18 protein-coding genes, 3 tRNA genes and 1 pseudogene are annotated in these 18,135 nt (G+C 44.0%); 4 read left to right on the top strand and 18 right to left on the bottom strand.

The features are described from left to right. Positions 1–201 precede the first annotated feature (201 nt). Entirely contained in the window at positions 202–528 is a 327-nt protein-coding gene (locus EP181_RS07310) for a carboxymuconolactone decarboxylase family protein (RefSeq protein WP_127471057.1), read from the bottom strand. A gap of 374 nt (positions 529–902) precedes the next feature. Here EP181_RS07310 and yaaA point away from each other — a divergent pair, with 374 nt between their 5' ends. After that, positions 903–1,670 carry a peroxide stress protein YaaA gene (gene yaaA / locus EP181_RS07305; protein ID WP_127471056.1) on the top strand — a complete coding sequence of 256 codons (768 nt, stop codon included), beginning with the start codon at positions 903–905 and terminating at the stop codon, positions 1,668–1,670. A 38-nt stretch (positions 1,671–1,708) separates the two neighbouring features. Here yaaA and hslO read toward each other — a convergent pair whose 3' ends face one another. The 14 genes and pseudogenes from hslO to EP181_RS07245 form a co-directional block, all read right to left on the bottom strand. Beyond that, complete coding sequence (hslO, locus tag EP181_RS07300; protein WP_232023377.1) at positions 1,709–2,572, bottom strand: Hsp33 family molecular chaperone HslO; 864 nt, start codon at positions 2,570–2,572, stop codon at positions 1,709–1,711. A 36-nt stretch (positions 2,573–2,608) separates the two neighbouring features. After that, on the bottom strand, positions 2,609–3,676 hold the full coding sequence (gene lipA / locus EP181_RS07295) for a lipoyl synthase (protein WP_127471055.1): 1,068 nt from the start codon (positions 3,674–3,676) through the stop codon (positions 2,609–2,611). A 109-nt stretch (positions 3,677–3,785) separates the two neighbouring features. Next, positions 3,786–3,959, bottom strand: a complete 174-nt coding sequence (locus EP181_RS12950; RefSeq protein WP_232023376.1) for a lipoate--protein ligase family protein — start codon at positions 3,957–3,959, stop codon at positions 3,786–3,788. Beyond that, the gene (lipB, locus tag EP181_RS07290; RefSeq protein WP_232023375.1) at positions 3,950–4,423 is read right to left on the bottom strand and encodes a lipoyl(octanoyl) transferase LipB; all 474 of its coding nucleotides are present in this window, start codon (positions 4,421–4,423) and stop codon (positions 3,950–3,952) included. The genes EP181_RS12950 and lipB overlap by 10 nt, the downstream gene beginning before the upstream one ends. Positions 4,424–4,451: 28 nt before the next feature. Next, complete coding sequence (locus EP181_RS07285) at positions 4,452–4,736, bottom strand: YbeD family protein (RefSeq protein ID WP_127471054.1); 285 nt, start codon at positions 4,734–4,736, stop codon at positions 4,452–4,454. Between the two features lie 32 nt (positions 4,737–4,768). Beyond that, entirely contained in the window at positions 4,769–5,686 is a 918-nt protein-coding gene (locus tag EP181_RS07280) for a D-amino acid aminotransferase (RefSeq protein WP_127471053.1), read from the bottom strand. 148 nt (positions 5,687–5,834) lie between these two features. Beyond that, positions 5,835–6,992: a D-alanyl-D-alanine carboxypeptidase family protein gene (locus EP181_RS07275; RefSeq protein WP_127471052.1), complete on the bottom strand. Its 1,158-nt coding sequence runs from the start codon at positions 6,990–6,992 to the stop codon at positions 5,835–5,837. A 142-nt stretch (positions 6,993–7,134) separates the two neighbouring features. Then, a complete protein-coding gene (gene rodA / locus EP181_RS07270) occupies positions 7,135–8,262 on the bottom strand; it encodes a rod shape-determining protein RodA (protein WP_127471051.1) in 1,128 nt (375 codons plus the stop codon). A gap of 23 nt (positions 8,263–8,285) precedes the next feature. Then, complete coding sequence (mrdA, locus tag EP181_RS07265; protein WP_232023374.1) at positions 8,286–10,073, bottom strand: penicillin-binding protein 2; 1,788 nt, start codon at positions 10,071–10,073, stop codon at positions 8,286–8,288. 130 nt (positions 10,074–10,203) lie between these two features. Beyond that, the gene (gene mreD / locus EP181_RS07260; RefSeq protein ID WP_127471050.1) at positions 10,204–10,707 is read right to left on the bottom strand and encodes a rod shape-determining protein MreD; all 504 of its coding nucleotides are present in this window, start codon (positions 10,705–10,707) and stop codon (positions 10,204–10,206) included. After that, positions 10,697–11,611, bottom strand: coding sequence for a rod shape-determining protein MreC (mreC, locus tag EP181_RS07255; protein ID WP_127471049.1), 915 nt, complete (start codon positions 11,609–11,611; stop codon positions 10,697–10,699). Before mreC ends, mreD begins: the two co-directional genes overlap by 11 nt. Before the next feature lie 348 nt (positions 11,612–11,959). Further along, positions 11,960–13,004: pseudogene (locus tag EP181_RS07250) on the bottom strand (rod shape-determining protein). A gap of 329 nt (positions 13,005–13,333) precedes the next feature. Beyond that, positions 13,334–13,399, bottom strand: coding sequence for a DUF4113 domain-containing protein (locus tag EP181_RS12695; RefSeq protein WP_269471170.1), 66 nt, complete (start codon positions 13,397–13,399; stop codon positions 13,334–13,336). Then, positions 13,396–14,727, bottom strand: coding sequence for a Y-family DNA polymerase (locus EP181_RS07245; protein WP_269471132.1), 1,332 nt, complete (start codon positions 14,725–14,727; stop codon positions 13,396–13,398). The genes EP181_RS12695 and EP181_RS07245 overlap by 4 nt, the downstream gene beginning before the upstream one ends. A 99-nt stretch (positions 14,728–14,826) precedes the next feature. Here EP181_RS07245 and EP181_RS07240 point away from each other — a divergent pair, with 99 nt between their 5' ends. Both EP181_RS07240 and EP181_RS12890 read left to right on the top strand, forming a co-directional pair. Further along, on the top strand, positions 14,827–15,480 hold the full coding sequence (locus EP181_RS07240) for a LexA family protein (RefSeq protein ID WP_127471048.1): 654 nt from the start codon (positions 14,827–14,829) through the stop codon (positions 15,478–15,480). Positions 15,481–15,700: 220 nt separating this feature from the next. Continuing rightward, entirely contained in the window at positions 15,701–16,243 is a 543-nt protein-coding gene (locus EP181_RS12890) for a DUF1294 domain-containing protein (protein ID WP_127471047.1), read from the top strand. Between the two features lie 233 nt (positions 16,244–16,476). Here the strand turns inward: EP181_RS12890 and EP181_RS07230 are convergent. The 3 genes from EP181_RS07230 to EP181_RS07220 all read right to left on the bottom strand — a co-directional run bounded on the left by EP181_RS07230 (position 16,477) and on the right by EP181_RS07220 (position 16,791). After that, positions 16,477–16,552: transfer RNA gene (locus EP181_RS07230), tRNA-His, on the bottom strand. 29 nt (positions 16,553–16,581) lie between these two features. Beyond that, positions 16,582–16,658, bottom strand: a tRNA-Arg gene (locus EP181_RS07225). A 56-nt stretch (positions 16,659–16,714) separates the two neighbouring features. Beyond that, positions 16,715–16,791: transfer RNA gene (locus tag EP181_RS07220), tRNA-Pro, on the bottom strand. Between the two features lie 325 nt (positions 16,792–17,116). Between EP181_RS07220 and folD the strand changes: the two genes are divergently transcribed. Continuing rightward, positions 17,117–17,977: a bifunctional methylenetetrahydrofolate dehydrogenase/methenyltetrahydrofolate cyclohydrolase FolD gene (folD, locus tag EP181_RS07215; protein ID WP_127471046.1), complete on the top strand. Its 861-nt coding sequence runs from the start codon at positions 17,117–17,119 to the stop codon at positions 17,975–17,977. Positions 17,978–18,135 lie beyond the last annotated feature (158 nt).

Here is an 18,135-nt window from a genome sequence, read left to right as displayed (position 1 = left end):
GCGGTAGTAATGCGATGGAAAATAGAGATGCCTAAAGTCGCATTTAAGGTCACATTTAAGAGGTTTTGGCTCGCGCAAACTTAAGGCCAAGATAGCGTTTGAGAGTGTAAAAAATGGGTTGGCGGATTTAAAAAACCCAGAAGAATCTGGGTTTTTTAATCACTGAGTATTTAAAGATTAATTATTTAAACTTATTTACACTTATTTAAAGTATTTATCTAACTCTTCATACACCACTTCAATGTACATCAGTTTAGGACCGCCGCCCATAACCACGGCCATCATAGCGGCTTCTAAAATTTCAGCTTTGCTTGAACCTGCGTCTACCGAGCCTTTAACATGCACGGCAATACACCAACTGCATTGAAAAGCGACGCCCAATGAAAGCAACATAAGGTGTTTGGTTTTTTCTTCTAGCGCGCCACTGGCTTCGGCACCTTTAACAAAGGCGGCAAAACTTTTAAGTTGTGCAGGCATGTCTTGCATTAAGCGGCCCATCATTGCACCGGTTTCTTGTAGTCTTTCCATGGTCGTTCCTTTTTAGATTAATGAAGCTGTTTGGTTGTGCTAATTGTCGACTAAAATGGTTAAAACTTGGTAATTTTTTTGCGCTTTTAGCGAGTATGTTAATTCACAAAGTTTTATCCTCAAGGGGGCTTTCGGGTACTGCGCCTATTTTTTAGGTTGACTCCGACTCGTGCAAAAGTTGCATTATTTACTATAATGTTCTTTGATGACAATATTATTACTTTGCATCATGAAAATCGATCTTTTCCCTATTAATTTTAGGGTAAATAGGTTTGGGAAATATAAAAGAGACCTTTAAAAAGTTTTTAAAAAGTTTCTAAAAAGCAGTTCACTTTTTTATGCGTCGAACGCACGCAATGGTTAAGGATGATGTTATGTTAATGTTGGTTTCCCCTGCTAAATCGTTGGATGAGACATCTAAAGTACCCACCGATTGCAAAACTCAGGCGCAGTTTTTAGAGCAATCGGCTCAGTTGGTTTCGAAGTTGCAGACTCTTGACCCTATTGAAATAGGCAAATTAATGCACATTAGCGAGAACTTAAGCGCGTTAAATTATGAGCGTTACCAGGCTTGGTCATGGCCTTTTAATACGCCGGCTAAACAAGCCGCGTGGTTGTTTAAGGGCGATGTATATCAGGGGTTAGACGCTTACACGTTAGACGATGTGGGGGTGGATTATGTTCAAAATCATTTGCGTATTTTGTCGGGATTGTATGGCTTGCTTAAGCCGTGCGATGAAATGTTGCCGTATCGCCTAGAGATGGGAACGGCTTTGGTAAACCCTAGGGGCAAAGATTTGTATGCTTTTTGGGGCGAGCAACTTACCCAGGCATTAAACGAACAACTGGATGAGCAGGGCAGTAAAACAGTGATTAATTTAGCGTCTAATGAGTATTTTAAAGCTATAAAACCCAAACAGTTAACGGGGCAGGTGATTACGCCCATTTTTAAAGATTTTAAAAATGGACAGTATAAAATTATTAGCTTTTACGCCAAACGCGCACGCGGTTTAATGGCTCGTTACGCGGCTGATAATGGTATTGAACAGGCCGAAGAGTTAAAGCATTTTGACGTCGAAGGCTATCGGTTTTCACCAGAAAGCTCAAGTGCCGTGGATTGGGTGTTTACGCGAAGTGTTTAAACATTAACCAGGCCTGGTCAAACCATTATTAAGCGTCATTATTGAATTGAGTTTTCTGCAAACAGCTGGTTTACATCGTCTTCGTTGTAACGAATGTGATAGTTGCAAATTTCATTGTGAATCACAATCTCGCCTTGTTCGGCTAGTAATTGACGAACGTCTTCTTCTCCCATGCCTTGCAACATGACGTCTACGCGGGCTTTGTCTTGTGGGCAATTGTATTGCACTGGTTTGGCGGTAAACAACTCTAAGGTTTCTTCGTGAAATAAGCGATGTAACAGCGTGGACGTGTCTAAATCGGTTAATTCATTAGGGGTGAGTGTGGTTGTTAGGCTTAAAATTCGCGCCCAACCGTCGGCATCGTGTTGATCGGTTTCAGGCATTTTTTGAATTAACACCCCTCCAATAGCGTGTTCGCTGGCCGCTAACCATAGTTTAGACGGCAGCTGCTCGGACTGACTAAAAAAGCCTTCAAACGCTTGAGCTATGCTGTCGCCTTGTCGTTCAACATACGACTGAAAATGCGAGCGAGTTTGGGTGTTTTCTAAGGTGACTAAAATTTGGCCATCGCCGAGTAATTCATCTAAGGTTGTTTGTTCGGTGATGGCTTGGTTGGTTTTGGCGACGCCTCTAATATTTAAGTCGTGCGTGACTTCAACCACCAGCAGTGTCACCGGTCCAGAGCCTTGAACTTGCAAAGTAATCTTTCCTTGATGCTTTAAACCGCTGGCCATTAATACACTCGCTGCGGTAAGTTCGCCCAGCAGGGTGATGATGGGGGCTGGGTAATGACGGTCTTGAATCATGGCTTGCCAGGCCTGGTGAAGCTGTAAAGTTTTTCCACGAATGGCTAAGGTTTTAAATAAAAAGTTTTGAATGTGGTTAGTGTCAATGTCGGTCATAGGCTTTGAGTTCTTTGGTAAGTGCCGTAAACAGCGTTAAGCGGTTAAAGGCGTTAAATTAAGTGCATTGGTGTCGTCTTGGATGCCTTGCGCTTGCAAATCGGCGTGATACGACGAGCGCACCATGGGGCCGGCGGCCACATTGCTAAAGCCCATGGCGTAGCCGGCGGTTTCGATTTGTTTAAACTCGTCGGGTGTCCAATATTTTTTAACCGCTAAGTGAAACTCACTGGGCTGCAAGTATTGCCCTACTGTAAGCATGTCTACCTCGTGGCGGCGTAAGTCGCGCATCACCGCCAATAATTCGTCTAAGGTTTCGCCCAAGCCCACCATTAAACCCGATTTAGTGGTGGTCTGTGGGCTAAGGGTTTTAAAGCGCTGTAACAAATCTAACGAGGCCTGGTAGTCTGCACCCGGACGTGCTTCTTCGTAAAGCCGTGGCACGGTTTCTAGGTTGTGATTTAACACATCGGGTGGGCACTCTACTAAGGTGTTAAGGGCGATGCTTAAACGACCTCTAAAGTCGGGCACGAGGGTTTCAATTTTGGTGGTGGGTGCTGTTTCGCGGAGGGCGCTGATGCAGGCGTTAAAGTGGCCTGCTCCGCCATCGCGTAAATCGTCACGGTCTACCGAGGTGACCACCACGTATTGCAGTTGCATGGCGTTTACCGTGGCCGCTAAATGCGCGGGCTCGGCTGTGTTAAGCGGTTTGGGTCGGCCATGGGTGACATCGCAAAAGGGGCATTTTCGGGTGCAAATATCGCCCATAATCATAAAAGTGGCGGTGCCGTGACCAAAGCACTCGCCCAGGTTTGGGCATGAGGCTTCTTCGCACACGCTGTGCAAACCTTGCTCGCGTAAAATGGCTTTTAACTCGGCTACACGATGCATGTCGCGGGCTTTGGGCAGCTTGGCTTTAATCCAACGGGGTTTTTTAAGCTTTTCGGCTTCTGGGTCGGGGCGATTTTTAAGCGACTTGGTTTTGTATTGCCCTTTGGGCATGGCTTGGTTTTGACTTTTTAAGCTCAATAAACCATCGGTCGAGCGTGAAGAGTTGCCAATAGAATCGATGCTGATTTCTTGATACTGCGGTGAACTTGCCATAGTGCTGCTTACTGCCTCTTGCTGCGCCAAACGAGAATAAAAGGGTCATTATTATACGAGATATACACTTAGGGCGTGAATGCGTTTTAATGTTAATAGAGGTGCTCAGTTATAGGTCTTCTAAGCTTTGCGAATTAAGCAAGCGCTGTTTAAGTAACGCGGTTAATTGCACGCCTAAAGCGTCCATGCTCGGACAGGGCGAAGCGATGAGGTCACTTAGTTGAGTCATTTGCATGCCCAACAAGCCGCAGGGGTTAATGTAGTTAAATGGGGTTAAGTCCATGTTGACGTTAAGCGCCAAGCCGTGATAACTTTTTGTTTACGAATTTTTAGCCCTAATGAGGCAATTTTTTGGCCATTAACGTACACGCCGGGTGCATCAAACCGCGCGGTTGCTGCAATATTAAACTGCGCTAACAGTTCAATAATGCTCTGTTCTAGATGGGTGACCAAGGCGCGTACCCCAAGGTGGGCGCGTTTTAAATCGACCAACACATAGACAATGAGTTGCCCAGGCGCGTGGTAGGTCACTTGCCCGCCACGGTCGGTCTGAATGATTGGGATGTGGGGTGCGTGTTGCAAAATGTGCTCGGTTTGGCCGTTAAGCCCTTGGGTAAACACGGCAGGGTGTTGTACAATCCACAACTCATCGGCCTGATTGGGTTGGCGCGCATCGGTAAAGTCGCGCATGGCTTGCCAGCAGGCCTGGTAAGGTTGCAGTCCCAGCGATTTAATGACGATTGACATGGTTAATGCACTGTAAAAAAGTTAAAGCTCAAAGTGTCATTAACACTTCAGGGTGTTTTTTAAGATCGCCATAAATGCCGTGCACTTGTTCTATGCAGGTGGCATAAAACGTAATGTTAACCGAAATAAATTTTTGCCCTTTGGATGGAGTAATTTCAATGTTGTCGCGTGGGGTGTTAGGCGCGTAATTAAGTGTGATTTGGTAGACTAAATCAATAAAGGTTTCACAATTGTGTCCCATGGCTTTTAACTTAAAGTCACAAGGAAACTCAATTAAACTTTCCGTATCTGGGGTGTGTAAATCCTGGGTCATAGTGGGCGCTCTTTATTCTTTTTTGAATCTTATTATTGTTGCTGTTGCTGCTGTTGAACTTGCTGAGCCAAGTATTGCGCGACAAAGTCATGTTTATACGTTTGATAATGTTGACGCATTAATTGCCACAGTGCACCGGGTTTTCCAGATCCAACGGGCAGGTCGTTTAATTGGGTAATGGGCAAGGCTTCTTTGGTTGAACTGGCCAGCCAAATTTCGTCGGCGCTGGTTAAGTCATCAAGGGTTAAGTTTTGTTCAAGTACCGTAATGCCGTGCGCTTTGGCAATGCGATTGATTAATAAACGGGTAATACCGGGCAAAATAGCCGAACTATTGGGCGGCGTAAGTAAGGTATTGTTTTTAACAATAAACACATTGCTGGCAGTGCCTTCAGTGATATTGCCATTGGGGGCAATTAAAATGGCGTCGTCGGCATTGCGGTGTTTACAGGCTAATTTAAGCATGACATTGGGCAATAAGGTAATGGCTTTAATGTCGCAGTTTAACCAGCGAATATCGTCTAGGGTAATGGCTTTAATGCCATTTTTAATAATGTCGTCACTGACCGCTTTAAGCGGATTGCTGTAAGCGTACAGCGTTGGGGTTAAACAGTCGGCGGGCATGTGGTCGCGTTGCATTTGAATGCCACGGGTCACTTGTAAATAAATGAATTGGTTGTCCCATGAGTGCTTGGCCACTAAGGTGTTTAATAGGTTAAGCCATTCTGCGTCGGTGAGTGGATTAGGAATGCTGGTGGCTTTTAAGCTGTTTTTAAGTCGTGCTAAGTGCTCATCAAAACTAAACACTGTGCGTTCGTATACCGGAATAACTTCGTATACGCCATCACCAAATAAAAACCCACGGTCTTGAGTAGAAATCTGTGATTCGCACATGGGTAGGTACAGACCGTTTAAATAGACAATTTGTTCGGTGACGGTTTGCGACAACATGGTGTTCCTTTTTAACATTAAAAAAGCCTGGTCAACGTGGGTTGGACAGGCCTGGTGAAAAGTAATTGCCTTAGCGGTACAAAGGACTTAAATAGGTTAACTGTTTGGCTTTAGTTTAAAAAACTAAAAATAGAGCTAAAAAAACGCGCTAACTGATCAAATAATTTTTAAAGAAAGAGCCTTCTTCTACCGCTTCGAGTGCCACTAAAGGGCGTTCCATTAAAGGCTTGTCGTTGATTGAAATAAACAGCTTGCCTAAGGGTTGGTGCAACATCACGGGTGCACTAATATTGGCATCAACTGAAGTTTCAATTTTAAGATTTTTATATTGACCTGTGGGTACGGTTACGAAAAGATCTTCTAAAAGACCCAGCCCGACTAAACCGGTGGCGCCTTCCCACACCTTGGCCTCATTTAGACGTTGGTTTGCGCTGTACAGTTTATGGGTTTCAAAAAAACGAAAGCCGTAATTAAGCAATTTTTGTGACTCTTCTACACGCTGTTCAGAGCTGCTGGTGCCCAGTACAACGGTAATTAAACGCGTGTTTTCGCGCTTAGCCGAGGTAACTAAGCAATAACCTGCGCTGTCAGTATGACCTGTCTTAAGGCCGTCAACCGATGGGTCTTGCCATAGCATGCGATTACGATTGTGCTGGGTTATGCCGTTAAAGGTAAACGAACGCTCTGAGTACCATTTGTATTCTTCTGGATGTTTGGTAATCAACGTTTTGGTTAAAATACCCAAGTCGCGAGCGGTGGTGTAATGCTCTGGATGCGGTAAGCCAGTGGCGTTAACAAAGTTGGTGTTGTTCATGCCCATGGTTTTAGCGTATTTGTTCATGAGTTGCGCAAAGGTGTCTTCGCTGCCGGCAATGTGCTCGGCCAGGGCGACCGAAGCATCGTTGCCAGATTGAATAACCATGCCCTTAATTAAATCGCGAACTGGGACTTGTTTGCCTACTTCGATAAACATTTTAGACCCTGGCGTTTTCCAGGCTTTTTCACTGATGTTAACCAGATCGTCCATGCTCATTTTGCCGTTTTTTAACTCGTTTATCACAACAAATCCCGTCATGATTTTAGTTAAACTTGCAGGCTCAACGCGCGCATCTACATTGCTTTCGGCTAGGGTATTGCCACTGTTAAAATCCATTAGTAAATAAGCGCTTCCAGCGATGCTAGGTGCCGTGGGCACCACTGCAGGCATGGCAATATTGCTTAAATCAGGAGTGGGTTGAGTGTTGGCAAGACTGAGAGAACTGAATAATATCAGCACTAGACTTAAGGACTGTTTAAGAAGGGTCATGGTCATCCATATTGATTTGTGGGTGAAAAACGGTTTAAAAGGACTTTAAAATTGGAATGGTAATTTAACACATTTTGAGCAAAACCTAAACCCTGAAAACCCTGACGATATTCTGTAAAAGAGTGTTTGGATAAAGGCTATCTTAATCAATAAGCATTTTTTTGTGCGTGTGAATCGACATTAAAATTCCAAAACTTATCATTAGACTCATCATTGATGTACCGCCATAGCTAATCAAAGGAAGCGGTAGCCCAACGACTGGGAGCATGCCGCTGACCATGCCAATGTTGACAAATACGTAAATAAACAATGTCATCATAAAGCTTGCGGCAATCAGGCGGGTAAAGTTGTCTTGTGCTTGTGTCGCGATGTACAGACCGCGAGCAATGACCAAGCTATAAAGTACTAACAAAAGAACTACGCCAATTAGCCCAAATTCTTCAGAGAGAACAGAAAAAATAAAGTCGGTGGTGCTTTCGGGTAAAAAATCTAAATGCGCTTGAGTACTTCCCATGTAACCTTTGCCTTCAATTCCCCCCGAGCCAATCGCAATTTTAGACTGAATAATATGATAGCCCGTACCCAGTGGGTCGGTCTCGGGGTCTAAAAATGTTAAGACGCGTTGTTTTTGGTAGTCGTACATAAATTGCCAAGCAATGGGTAAGCTTAAGAGTAAGGTAGCACCAGAGCCCAAAATAATTTTCCAGGGAAGGCCGGCAAAAAATAATACAAATAAACCGCTCATGCCAATTAATATAGAGGTGCCTAAGTCGGGTTGCACCACAATTAAACCGCCGGTTAGCGCAATAATAAATAAGCCTAGCAATAAGCGTTGCGGGCTGGGCGGAAATTGACTGTGGGCAAACAGCCAAGCCACGGCCATTGGCAAGGCCAATTTCATAAGTTCTGAAGGTTGAAAACGAATGCTGCCAAACTCTAACCAGCGTTGTGCGCCCTTGCCAATCTCCCCAAACAACAGCACGCCTATGAGCATGGCAAGTCCGGCCAAAAACACCCAGGGCGTAAAAATGTATAAAATGTTGGGAGGGATTTGCGCAAATAAAATCATCAGCCCAAGCCCTATACTGATGCGCAGAATGTGACGAGCAATAACATCTTGGTCACCACCAGAGGCACTGTAAACTATGGCCAAGCTAACACTTAGCAATAAGACAATGCCTAATAAAAGCAGGCCATCTAAGTGCAAAGCCTCTAAAAATCCTTTATTGCGTCGGTAAACCCGAGCCGATTTAGTGTCGTTTATTTTCATTGATTGACCCTATTTGTATGGCGCTATTCAAGGCGTTCAGAGGCCTGCGCTTCACCGACTTTTAAGGTAGGCGGTGGAATGTCAGGCACCACAGGTTCTGCTATAAGTGTTGGGTAGTCGGGCTCTAAATATTTTTTCATAACCGCTACGGCCATAGGAGCGGCTACCGCACTGCCACTGCCGGCGTTTTCGACAATGACACTTACTGCAATTTTAGGGTTGCTGGTAGGTGCAAAGCCAATAAATAAGGCATGGTCGCGTAATTTTAATGCCACATTGGCTTCAATGTAATCTCCGGCGTTTAGGCCAAACACTTGAGCGGTTCCAGTTTTTCCTGCCATTGTGAACGGCAGGTCTGTACCGTGTCGACGTGCGGTGCCATTGGACGCGTGCATGACGTTTTCCATTGATTTAATAACTTTATCCCAGTGAGCGATTTTTTTGATTTCAACCTGTTCAAGGGGGTCGTTATCGTCAAGGGTGTTTTTGAGTAAGTGGGGTTGAATGATGCGCCCACGATTAGCCAAAATGGCGGTGGCTTTAGCCAATTGCAATGGGGTGGTTAAGTTGTAACCTTGGCCAATCGCCGAAATAATGGTTTCACCCCGATACCACGGTAAACCTTTAGCTTCACGTTTCCAGGCCTGTGAGGGTGAAATGCCTTTGGATTCACCAAAAATATCCACATCGGTAACCTTGCCAAACCCAAATGGATCTAACACACGATTAATGGAATCAATGCCCATTTCTAAGCTGAGTTCATAAAAATAGGTGTCACACGATTGAGTAATGGCTTTGTCCATATTGACCAAACCATGACCAGTACGTTTCCAGTCACGATAGCGATGATCTTTATACAAAAAGTAGCCGGGGTCGAAAATTTGTTTTTCGGGCGTGATAAAGTTGTTTTCGATGGCTCCTAGGGCTATAAAAGGTTTAATGGTTGAACCTGGTGGGTATTGGCCATTAATGGCTCGATTTAAAAACGGCCGACTGGGGTTGCTGGTTAGTTCTGAATAGGAGGCCTGATCAATGCCATCCACAAACAGATTGGGGTCAAAGGTAGGCATGCTTACAAACGCCAGTATTTCACCATTTTGTGGGTCAATTGCTATTAAACTGCCGCGCGTGTTTACAAACATGGATTCGGCAAATTTTTGCAGTTCAATGTCTAAGGTTAAGTGAATGTCTTCACCTGGGACAGACGGTAAAGTTTCTAGTTTTCTTAAAACCCGCCCACGGGCATTGGTTTCAATTTGCTGAATACCCGGAGAGCCGTGTAGTAAGTCTTCGTAATATTTTTCAATTCCGGCCTTACCAATAATTTGAGTGCCGCGATAGGCTTTTTCATCTATTTTAGCCAGTTCTTTGGTGTTAATACGCCCTACGTAACCCAGTGCATGTACTCCAGCAGACGCTTGCGGATAGGTTCTTTTTAACCGTGCTTCTAAAGTCACGCCTGGGTGATTGTGACCCACTACGGCAAATTGCGCGGCTTGTTCTTCAGACAAACTAAACGGTAAATCTTGGCTTTTAAAGCGATTAGATTGTTTAAATTGAGCAAAAAAATCGGCTAATTTTTCAGGCGATACATGCCCTAAAATAGGAAACAAGGCGTGATGCAAGGCATCAATGTCTTCCATTTTTTCACGAATCATGGTTAGGGTGTAGACCGGCCGATTGTCAGCCAGCAAAATGTGATTGCGGTCGTAAATTTTTCCCCGAGTTGGCGGCAAGGTTTCAATTGAAATACGATTGCCTTCGGCCAGACCGTGGTAACGCTCGTAGTTAAACCACTGTAAATAGCCCATACGAATAATCAGTAACGCAAATAAAACAGCACAAAAAGCAGAGCAAACAGCAGGCGATTACGAAACAGCCTTTTTTGTAAAAAAGTTTCTGTATCCGTATTAAAGGCGAGGTGATTAGACATAAATTGGGTTACGGACTAACCAGTTTTTGCATGGTTACGCGCAAAATGGTTGAGACAACAGGCCACAGCAGAATGGCCGCTGCGGGCATTACCCAATAAGTAACCATTTCTTGACTGCTTAAGACCGGCGAAAAGAAAATAAAATTAAGCAGCTGGTATACCATCATATACCCACTAATAAAAAAGGCTTGTTGCCAGACTGGGTAGGCTCTAAAGCGTAAGCGGTGTCTAATCATCATAAATGTAATCACTACAAATAGGAGTGCGTGCGAGCCTAATGTGGTTTGGTACAGTGTGTCGGCAAGCAGTCCCAATACAAAAGCACTTAAAATATGCGTACGGTTGGTAAATTGAGCGCACCAAAACAAGGTTAAAAATAGGGTGACGGGCGGAATAAATAACGTGGCTTTATTGAGTAATAACATAGTGTCAAACATCAGCCCAAAAAAGTAGGACAGAATAATTAACCAGCGCAGTTGTCTAATGTTTACATCGAGTATTTTATCGGACATGGTTTTCTACTTGATTGGGCATGGCGTTGGGTTTTAGCTGCAGTGATTCGTTTGTGGCCGCTTTAGAGTTGTCTTTTGATGTAGATTCTTTGGTGAGTGGTTCTTTATAGTTATTTTTAGTGACGGATTCGGTCAAAATAAGCACTTTACGTGTTTGGTGCATTTGTGCAAGTGGTTTGGCCGTAATGCTGTAATAAGGGTTGTCGCCAAACATCTCAATGTTAATAATTTTAGCTACGGGATAACCTGCCGGAAACAGACCGCCTAATCCAGAGCTTTCAATTAAGTCACCTACTTTAATTTCACTGCTTTTGGGGATAAAGTTTAATTGCGCTAAATCATGCCCAGTACCCGCCAAGATACCTCTTTGACCGGTACGCTGAATTCGCACAGGGATTTGATGGTCTGGGTCGGTAATCAACAATACTCTAGAGCTGGTCGGGGTGGTGGCTACTATTTGCCCTAAAATGCCTTCTGCATCAATCACGGTTTGCTGAGATGTGATGTTATCGAGTTGGCCTTTATTTACGCTTAAAAATTGCGATAGTGGGTTATTGCTGTAATACGTTACGGTTGCAATTTGCACGGCTTGATTGTTCATTTTTCCCGTGGTGCCTAGCAACGATTCTAGACGAGCGACTTCAAGTTCTAAATTATTAAATTGTTGCAGTTTGGCTTTTAATAGAAGGTTTTCGGTTAGTAGTTTTTGATTTTCAATCTCGAGAGAGTCCAGTGAAGAAAAGTCTGTCGTCACCCAGGTGTAGAAGGTGTTAGGAGTCGCCGCCAGGCGTTCAATGGGGTTAAGCGTGGTAAGCAGAATGCTGCGAAAGCTGCTTGTTAGATTGCCATAATGATCTGCTATCATCAGCAAAATAGCCAGAATGAAGGCTATAATTAAATGCATGCCTTCTTGCTGGGTAGTGGTATTTTTCGTGTTAATGGCGAACTCCGGCCAAGCAGGGTGATAAAAATACAGTTTGTACCATCGTGCAGTAAAATTGCCATTGGCTGCTGGCCGTTAGGTTCGTAAGCAACATAGTGGCAATTTAGACGTTTATGGCGGTATTAGAGAACTATTTTTTAAAAGCGACCGGTCGTTCTGACTAAGCATGTGTAATGCGTAGGCGCTTTACTCAATAAGACTTTTGCAATAAAACCTTTGCACTAAGGTATGCACGAGTAAAAATGGTTAAAATTCACCTGAATTTTGTTGCACTTTGCTCGTACAAAAGCTCCTTCGTGTAAATGTTTTTTAATCAAATGAAAACAGATCAAGACCTTTTCATCCATAAGTTCTAACGCACGTCCGCCGCCACGTGCCACACAGGTAAGTGGGTCGTCGGCAATAATAACGGGGATTCCGGTTTCTTCAGAGAGCAGGGTGCTTAGGTTACGCAACAAGGCTCCACCACCGGTAAGTACAATTCCGTGCTCGGCAATGTCAGCACCCAGCTCAGGCGGGGTGTTTTCCAGTGCAGTACGTACCGCACTCACAATGGCCGACAAAGGCTCTTGCAAGGCTTCTAACACTTCATTGCTGTTAAGCGTAAAACGACGTGGCACCGCTTCGGCAATGTTACTGCCGTGCACTTCCATGGTGGCAGGGTTTACTTCGTGGTAGGCTGTGCCGATGGTTTTTTTAATTTTTTCTGCGGTGGTTTCGCCAATAATCATGCCGTAATTGCGACGCACATATTTAATAATGGCTTCGTCAAAACGGTCGCCGCCAACTTTAACCGAGGCCGCCCAGACAATGCCGTTAAGCGATAAAGTGGCGACTTCGGTGGTTCCGCCACCAATGTCAACCACCATGGAACCCGTGGGTTCGCTTACGGGCATGCCCGCACCAATCGCCGCCGCCATGGGTTCTTCAATTAAATACACTTCACGTGCGCCTGCTCCGGCCGCCGATTCACGAATGGCACGACGCTCTACTTGAGTAGAGCCGCAAGGTACGCAAATTAATACGCGTGGGCTGGGCTGAAAAAATTTGGCTTCATGCACTTTGCGAATAAACGCTTGTAACATTTTTCAGTGACTTCAAAGTCGGCAATTACGCCGTCTTTTAAGGGGCGAATGGTTTGAATATCTTGGTTTTCTTTGCCTAGCATGAGCTTAGCGTTTTCGCCTACGGCCACAATGGTGCGACTGTTGTTGCCCCTTTTATTGGTGCGAATGGATACTACCGATGGTTCGTTTAATACCAAGCCTTTGCCGCGCGCATAAATTAAAGTATTAGCCGTGCCAAGGTCAATGGATAAATCGTTGGAAAAAAGCCCCATGAATTTGCGAAACATTGCGTGTTGTCCTTAAAGGTAGACCAAAAAATAATTCGCCTATTCTAACGTAGTTCAGCAGTTCGGAGAAGACAAAACCATTAAAAAACAAAATTAGCATTAGAGATATTTGCGCAAGTACAAAACGAAGTAAAAATAAGCGTTAATGGCCTTTACGGCTCACAGAATTTAACTTAATAGAGGTGCCCTAATGTTATTTGGCTGGTGAGGTGCATTTTTTTGGTACTCCACTTGTGCAAATATTTGTAAATGATTGTTTTTGTTGTTTTAAAGTGTTTAAAGCGTTTGACCAGGCCTGGTCAAATCATTATTTGGCTGTTTTGCTGTGATTAAGACACCGATAGCAATTCAAGCCATCGTGTGGTGTAGCGTGGCGACATAAGGTTGCGTTTCATTGACCAGGTTTTTGTTGGGGTAGACCGGCCGAGGCTAAAAATAAGGTATTGCGCCCGCACAATGTGTTAAGTGTGTCCATGGTGGTCATAAGCGAAGCTTGTTTGTCTGAATACTCGGGGCTGGGCTCAAACAGGTCAGTTTGCAACGAGCCTTTTAATGAAATGTCCGATAAATTGATCCCTGCTTTATGGTATTCAAACCCTGGCCGCCAGATGGATTTTAAAGCGCGTTTTGCTAATTTAGCCAGTAAAATGCTGTTGTCGCTAGGGTAAATTAACGCCTGAGTCTGCTGATTACGATAAAATGACTGTTGTTTAAACGGATTACTGGTAATCATCACCGAAAGGGTTTGGCATACGGAGCCTTGTTGGCGCAGTTTTTCGGCGGCGCGCGCTGTGTAAGTCACCACAGCGTGTTCCATTTGCGGGTAGTCAGTTATGGCCACACCAAATGAGCGTGAAGTCATTATTTGTTGTTTAGGGGCAATAATTTCTTCTATTTGTAAGCACGATTCGCCGTTTAATTCTCGTACGGTGCGCTCCATTACCACGCCAAAGCATTTGCGAATGCTGGCGATGTTGGCTTGTTTTAGTGCCAGCACGGTATTGATTCCGTAATCGTTTAGGCGTTGTTCAAGCCGTTTGCCCACGCCCCAAACCTTGCCCACGCTTACGTCTTTTAATAGTGTATTTAATTGATTATTGTTTAGTGCCGTTAAGTCCAGTACACCTTGGTGAGTATGCTGGGCTTTGGCTAAGTGATTGGCCAGTTTAGCTTGTGTTTTGCTAAAGCCAATGCCAACCGCGACGGGGATGCCAATGTGTTGTTTGACTGTGTTTTTAATTAAACGTGCTAGGTCGGTTAAATTTTGCTGCGCCATGCCGGTTAAGTCTAAAAAACTTTCATCAATAGAGTAAATTTCTTGTCGCGGAGCAAAGGTACTTACGATGCGATGCATGCGGTTAGACATGTCGGCGTAGAGTTCATAGTTAGAGCTAAATACGGCGGTATTGTGTGCATCTAAAAACGGCTTTATTTTAAAGTAAGGTTGAAACATCATGCTGGTTGGGCGTGCCGCCCGATAGCCGCCTGTACCTAGATTGTTGACCTGCTGTAAAAGCGCGCTGTTTAAGTTTTTAGCGACTTGATTTGCCGCTACAATGCAGCCGTCGTTGTTAGACAATACCACCACGGGGCGATGCTCTAGGTGAGGCTGAAAAACAATTTCGCACGAAGCGTAAAATGAGTTTCCGTCAATAAGTGCAAAAATAGGCCGCTGAGCCGGTATATGAATGGATGGATGAGGGGGATTTAAATTAAGGGGCATGTTTTTAGTCTTGAATTATGTTACAGTTTTTTATTGTACGGTGTTTTTTGATTTTTTGTAACAATTTTCAAGGTAAGTAACCTATTTCAAGAGGTAAGTATGGTTCAATCACACGGTGGTTCTCGAAGTGGGGCTGGGCGAAAAAAAGGCAGTGGTCGATTTGGTGAGGCGACTAAAGTGGTGCGTGTTCCCGAATCTAAAGTGGCGATAATAAAATCGTGGTTGGCTGCACAAACGCCAGCGTTGGGGGTGACCTTGCAATCTGATTTAAATGCGTCTTTAACGCATCAGCAAGGCGAGTGGCAAGACTTGGCTAAAGCAAATGCCCAGGTTTTTTTAGCCCCAAGTACGTTAAGTGCTTATCAAGGTCAAACTGTGCCGCTGTACAGTCATAAGGTTGTGGCGGGTTTTCCCAGTCCAGCCGACGACTACGTAGAGGCGCACCTTAATTTAAATGACAAGTTAATTAAGAATAAAGACGCAACATTTTTGCTTAAGGTGCAGGGCGACTCCATGAAAAAAATTGGCATATTTGATGGTGATATTTTGGTAGTCGATAAAAGCCTAAAGCCCACCGATGGAAAAATTGTCATTGCTGCATTAGACGGCGAGTTAACCGTTAAGCGGTTGTCGCTTAAATCAACGGGTACCTGGTTGGTACCCGAAAACGATCAATATCCGCCCATTCCAGTTAAAGAGGGTTCGGATATTGTGATTTGGGGAGTGGTTACATCCACCATTCGCCAGTTTTAATCAGTGCTAAAGAGTGGGTGTTACAAATGAGACCTTTGCACGAGTGGATGCACGGCCAAAAATGGTTAAAATTTTTCTGCTTTTCGTTGGAAAACTTGTGAATAGCTAGCTATTCACTGCGTTTCCCGCCTCAATCAGGTAAATTTTTCCTCATTTTTTTCTCGTGCCCCTCTCGTGCAAAGGTCTCAAATTGAAATATAACTATAAAAAAGGGGAGTGTATGAAAGGAGTGGTTATTAAGTTTGATGCAGCCAAAGGCTTTGGGTTTATTCGCTCGGCCGAATATGAAAAAAATGTGTTTGTTCATATTAGTAATGTTGTTAATGCCAAGGTGCTTGAGCCGGGTCAAGAGGTTGAGTTTGAGATAAAAAACACATCAAAAGGCAAGGCCGCGTTTTCGGTAAAGGTTGGGGGGAAACACTTATCGCCATTTGGATTGTTTGCGCTAGTGTCCTTGATATTGGTTGTGTTGCTAAGCGTTTATTTAAGCCAAGTATTCCACTTTGTGCTGGCCTATTTGCTGGGCATTAATGCGGTTACCGTTTTAATGTACGGTTATGACAAGGCGATTGCCGGTTCTAATAGAGTTAGAGTGCCTGAAAAAGTATTGCATGGTTTGGCCATGATAGGTGGTTCTCCAGCGGCATTGTTTGCACAAACCTTTTTTAGACATAAAACCATTAAAACGTCGTTTCAGTTAAGTTATTGGGCCATTGTTTTGCTGCAGGTTGTCCTGATTGTCTTGGTTTTAAAGTTTTTGTAGCCAATGGCTAAAGAGAAAAATTAAGTTAGCGGGTATAGAGCCCGTTAATGAGGTTTTTAGAGGTATAAAAAAGACAAAAAATAACGATGTGTTTTATAAGTCAGCATCTACTGGGGTATTTTTTGAGATTATAGATATAAGATTTTTAGATTGAATTCTAAATCTATTGCATGGCTGAGCATGTAAATAATAGATAGAAAAGAAGAAAGGATGTTACGTAAAACAAATAAAAATGGGGTGAATGACGGGGATCGAACCCGCGACAACAGGAATCACAATCCTGGGCTCTACCAACTGAGCTACATCCACCATAGTAGTGTTTGATTGACCCACCTAAATGGTGCGCCCATCAGGATTCGAACCTGAAACCCTCGCCTTAGAAGGGCGATGCTCTATCCAATTGAGCTATGGGCGCTCTATCGAACTTTGTAACTATTAGCCTGAAACATATTTTTCAAGCCAATAAGAATATGGTCGGAGTGGAGGGAATTGAACCCCCGACCACCTGTACCCAAAACAGGTGCGCTACCAGGCTGCGCTACACTCCGAAGATGTGGCGTATTGTATAGACGAGGCTTATAGCTGTCAACACCCGATATTAAATATTTTTTAAAATGGCCAATGTCTTTTAAAAGACTTTGGCGCGATTATTGGTAACTTATTGATTAGTCGATGATTGATTGGTTGAAAATGTTTGCGACTTGTAATTAATTTTTAGAATGGGGATTAATAATCTAAGCAAAATTGGATTCTATGGCTTGCTCTAAGTGGGCGAGTTGGCTTAAATCGAGTATGATGGACGTTTTTATTGGCTATAAATACACGCTTTAAAAACCTATTTAAAACCTACAAAACCTAATATTGGGGATAGTTATGTCAGCTAAGATTCTTGACGGCAAAGCCATTGCAGAAGAGTTACGTGAAACCATTAAACAAGAAGTTGATGCGCAAGTTGCGTTGGGCAAAAATCCGCCGGGTTTAGCGGTGATTATGGTGGGTGAAGACCCGGCCTCACAAGTGTACGTGCGCAATAAAAAATTGGCTTGTCACAAAGCCGGTTTTAAAGATGTGTCTGAAGTGTTGCCGGCTGATACCACACAAGAAGCGGTTTTGGCCTTAATTGATAAACTTAATGCCGACGACACGGTGCACGGCATTATTGTGCAGTTGCCCGTACCCAAACACATTAACCCCGAAACCATTATTGAGCGCATTCACCCTTGCAAGGATGTGGATGGGTTTCACCCTTATAACGTAGGGCGATTGGCCACGCGCATGATTCAGTTAGCGCCGTGTACTCCGCATGGCGTAATGACCATGTTGGCCAAAACCGGTATTCCTTTGCGTGGTTTAAATGCTGTGGTAGTGGGCGCGTCTAATATTGTGGGCGTGCCTATGGCGCTTGAGTTATTAAACGAACGTGCGACCGTGACCATTTGTCACAGTGCCACCAAAGACTTGGCGCAAAAAGTAGCCGAGGCCGACTTGGTCGTGGTGGGCGTGGGAATTCCTAATATGGTAAAAGGCGAATGGATCAAACCCGGCGCGATTGTGATTGATGTGGGCATTAACCGTTTAGACGACGGTACATTGTGTGGTGATGTGGAATACGACAGCGCTAAAGAGCGCGCAGGTTGGATTACCCCCGTGCCAGGCGGAGTAGGGCCTATGACCATTGCGACCTTATTGCAAAACACCTTAAAAGTAGCGTATCACTTGGAGTGTAAGCTTTAACTCTTTTTAAGTCTTCTTAAGAGTGGTGTGTAAAAAGGCCATGTTATTGACCTTTCATTTTTTAAATTGTGAGCATAAAAAACTCGTTAAACCTTTACTAAAAAGTGTTTAACGGGGGGTGTTTAATAAATTTCTACAAACTCGTAAAAAAATTAATG

The sequence above is a fragment of the Thiomicrorhabdus aquaedulcis genome, assembly GCF_004001325.1.
Classification (GTDB): domain Bacteria; phylum Pseudomonadota; class Gammaproteobacteria; order Thiomicrospirales; family Thiomicrospiraceae; genus Thiomicrorhabdus; species Thiomicrorhabdus aquaedulcis.
This window is presented reverse-complemented; position numbering and strand designations above follow the sequence as displayed.

Excerpts from the sequence above, each read along its gene's own strand:
- mrdA (WP_232023374.1), bottom strand. The coding sequence starts at position 10,073 with ATGGGCTATTTACAGTGGTTTAACTACGAGCGTTACCACGGTCTGGCC.
- EP181_RS12890 (WP_127471047.1), top strand. The coding sequence starts at position 15,701 with ATGAAAGGAGTGGTTATTAAGTTTGATGCAGCCAAAGGCTTTGGGTTT.
- lipA (WP_127471055.1), bottom strand. The coding sequence starts at position 3,676 with ATGGCAAGTTCACCGCAGTATCAAGAAATCAGCATCGATTCTATTGGC.
- EP181_RS07275 (WP_127471052.1), bottom strand. The coding sequence starts at position 6,992 with ATGACCCTTCTTAAACAGTCCTTAAGTCTAGTGCTGATATTATTCAGT.
- EP181_RS07280 (WP_127471053.1), bottom strand. The coding sequence starts at position 5,686 with ATGTTGTCGCAAACCGTCACCGAACAAATTGTCTATTTAAACGGTCTG.
- yaaA (WP_127471056.1), top strand. The coding sequence starts at position 903 with ATGTTAATGTTGGTTTCCCCTGCTAAATCGTTGGATGAGACATCTAAA.
- mreC (WP_127471049.1), bottom strand. The coding sequence starts at position 11,611 with ATGCATTTAATTATAGCCTTCATTCTGGCTATTTTGCTGATGATAGCA.
- EP181_RS07310 (WP_127471057.1), bottom strand. The coding sequence starts at position 528 with ATGGAAAGACTACAAGAAACCGGTGCAATGATGGGCCGCTTAATGCAA.
- hslO (WP_232023377.1), bottom strand. The coding sequence starts at position 2,572 with ATGACCGACATTGACACTAACCACATTCAAAACTTTTTATTTAAAACC.
- EP181_RS07285 (WP_127471054.1), bottom strand. The coding sequence starts at position 4,736 with ATGACCCAGGATTTACACACCCCAGATACGGAAAGTTTAATTGAGTTT.
- EP181_RS12950 (WP_232023376.1), bottom strand. The coding sequence starts at position 3,959 with ATGGACTTAACCCCATTTAACTACATTAACCCCTGCGGCTTGTTGGGC.
- EP181_RS07240 (WP_127471048.1), top strand. The coding sequence starts at position 14,827 with ATGGTTCAATCACACGGTGGTTCTCGAAGTGGGGCTGGGCGAAAAAAA.
- lipB (WP_232023375.1), bottom strand. The coding sequence starts at position 4,423 with ATGTCAATCGTCATTAAATCGCTGGGACTGCAACCTTACCAGGCCTGC.
- folD (WP_127471046.1), top strand. The coding sequence starts at position 17,117 with ATGTCAGCTAAGATTCTTGACGGCAAAGCCATTGCAGAAGAGTTACGT.
- rodA (WP_127471051.1), bottom strand. The coding sequence starts at position 8,262 with ATGAAAATAAACGACACTAAATCGGCTCGGGTTTACCGACGCAATAAA.
- EP181_RS07245 (WP_269471132.1), bottom strand. The coding sequence starts at position 14,727 with ATGCCCCTTAATTTAAATCCCCCTCATCCATCCATTCATATACCGGCT.
- mreD (WP_127471050.1), bottom strand. The coding sequence starts at position 10,707 with ATGTCCGATAAAATACTCGATGTAAACATTAGACAACTGCGCTGGTTA.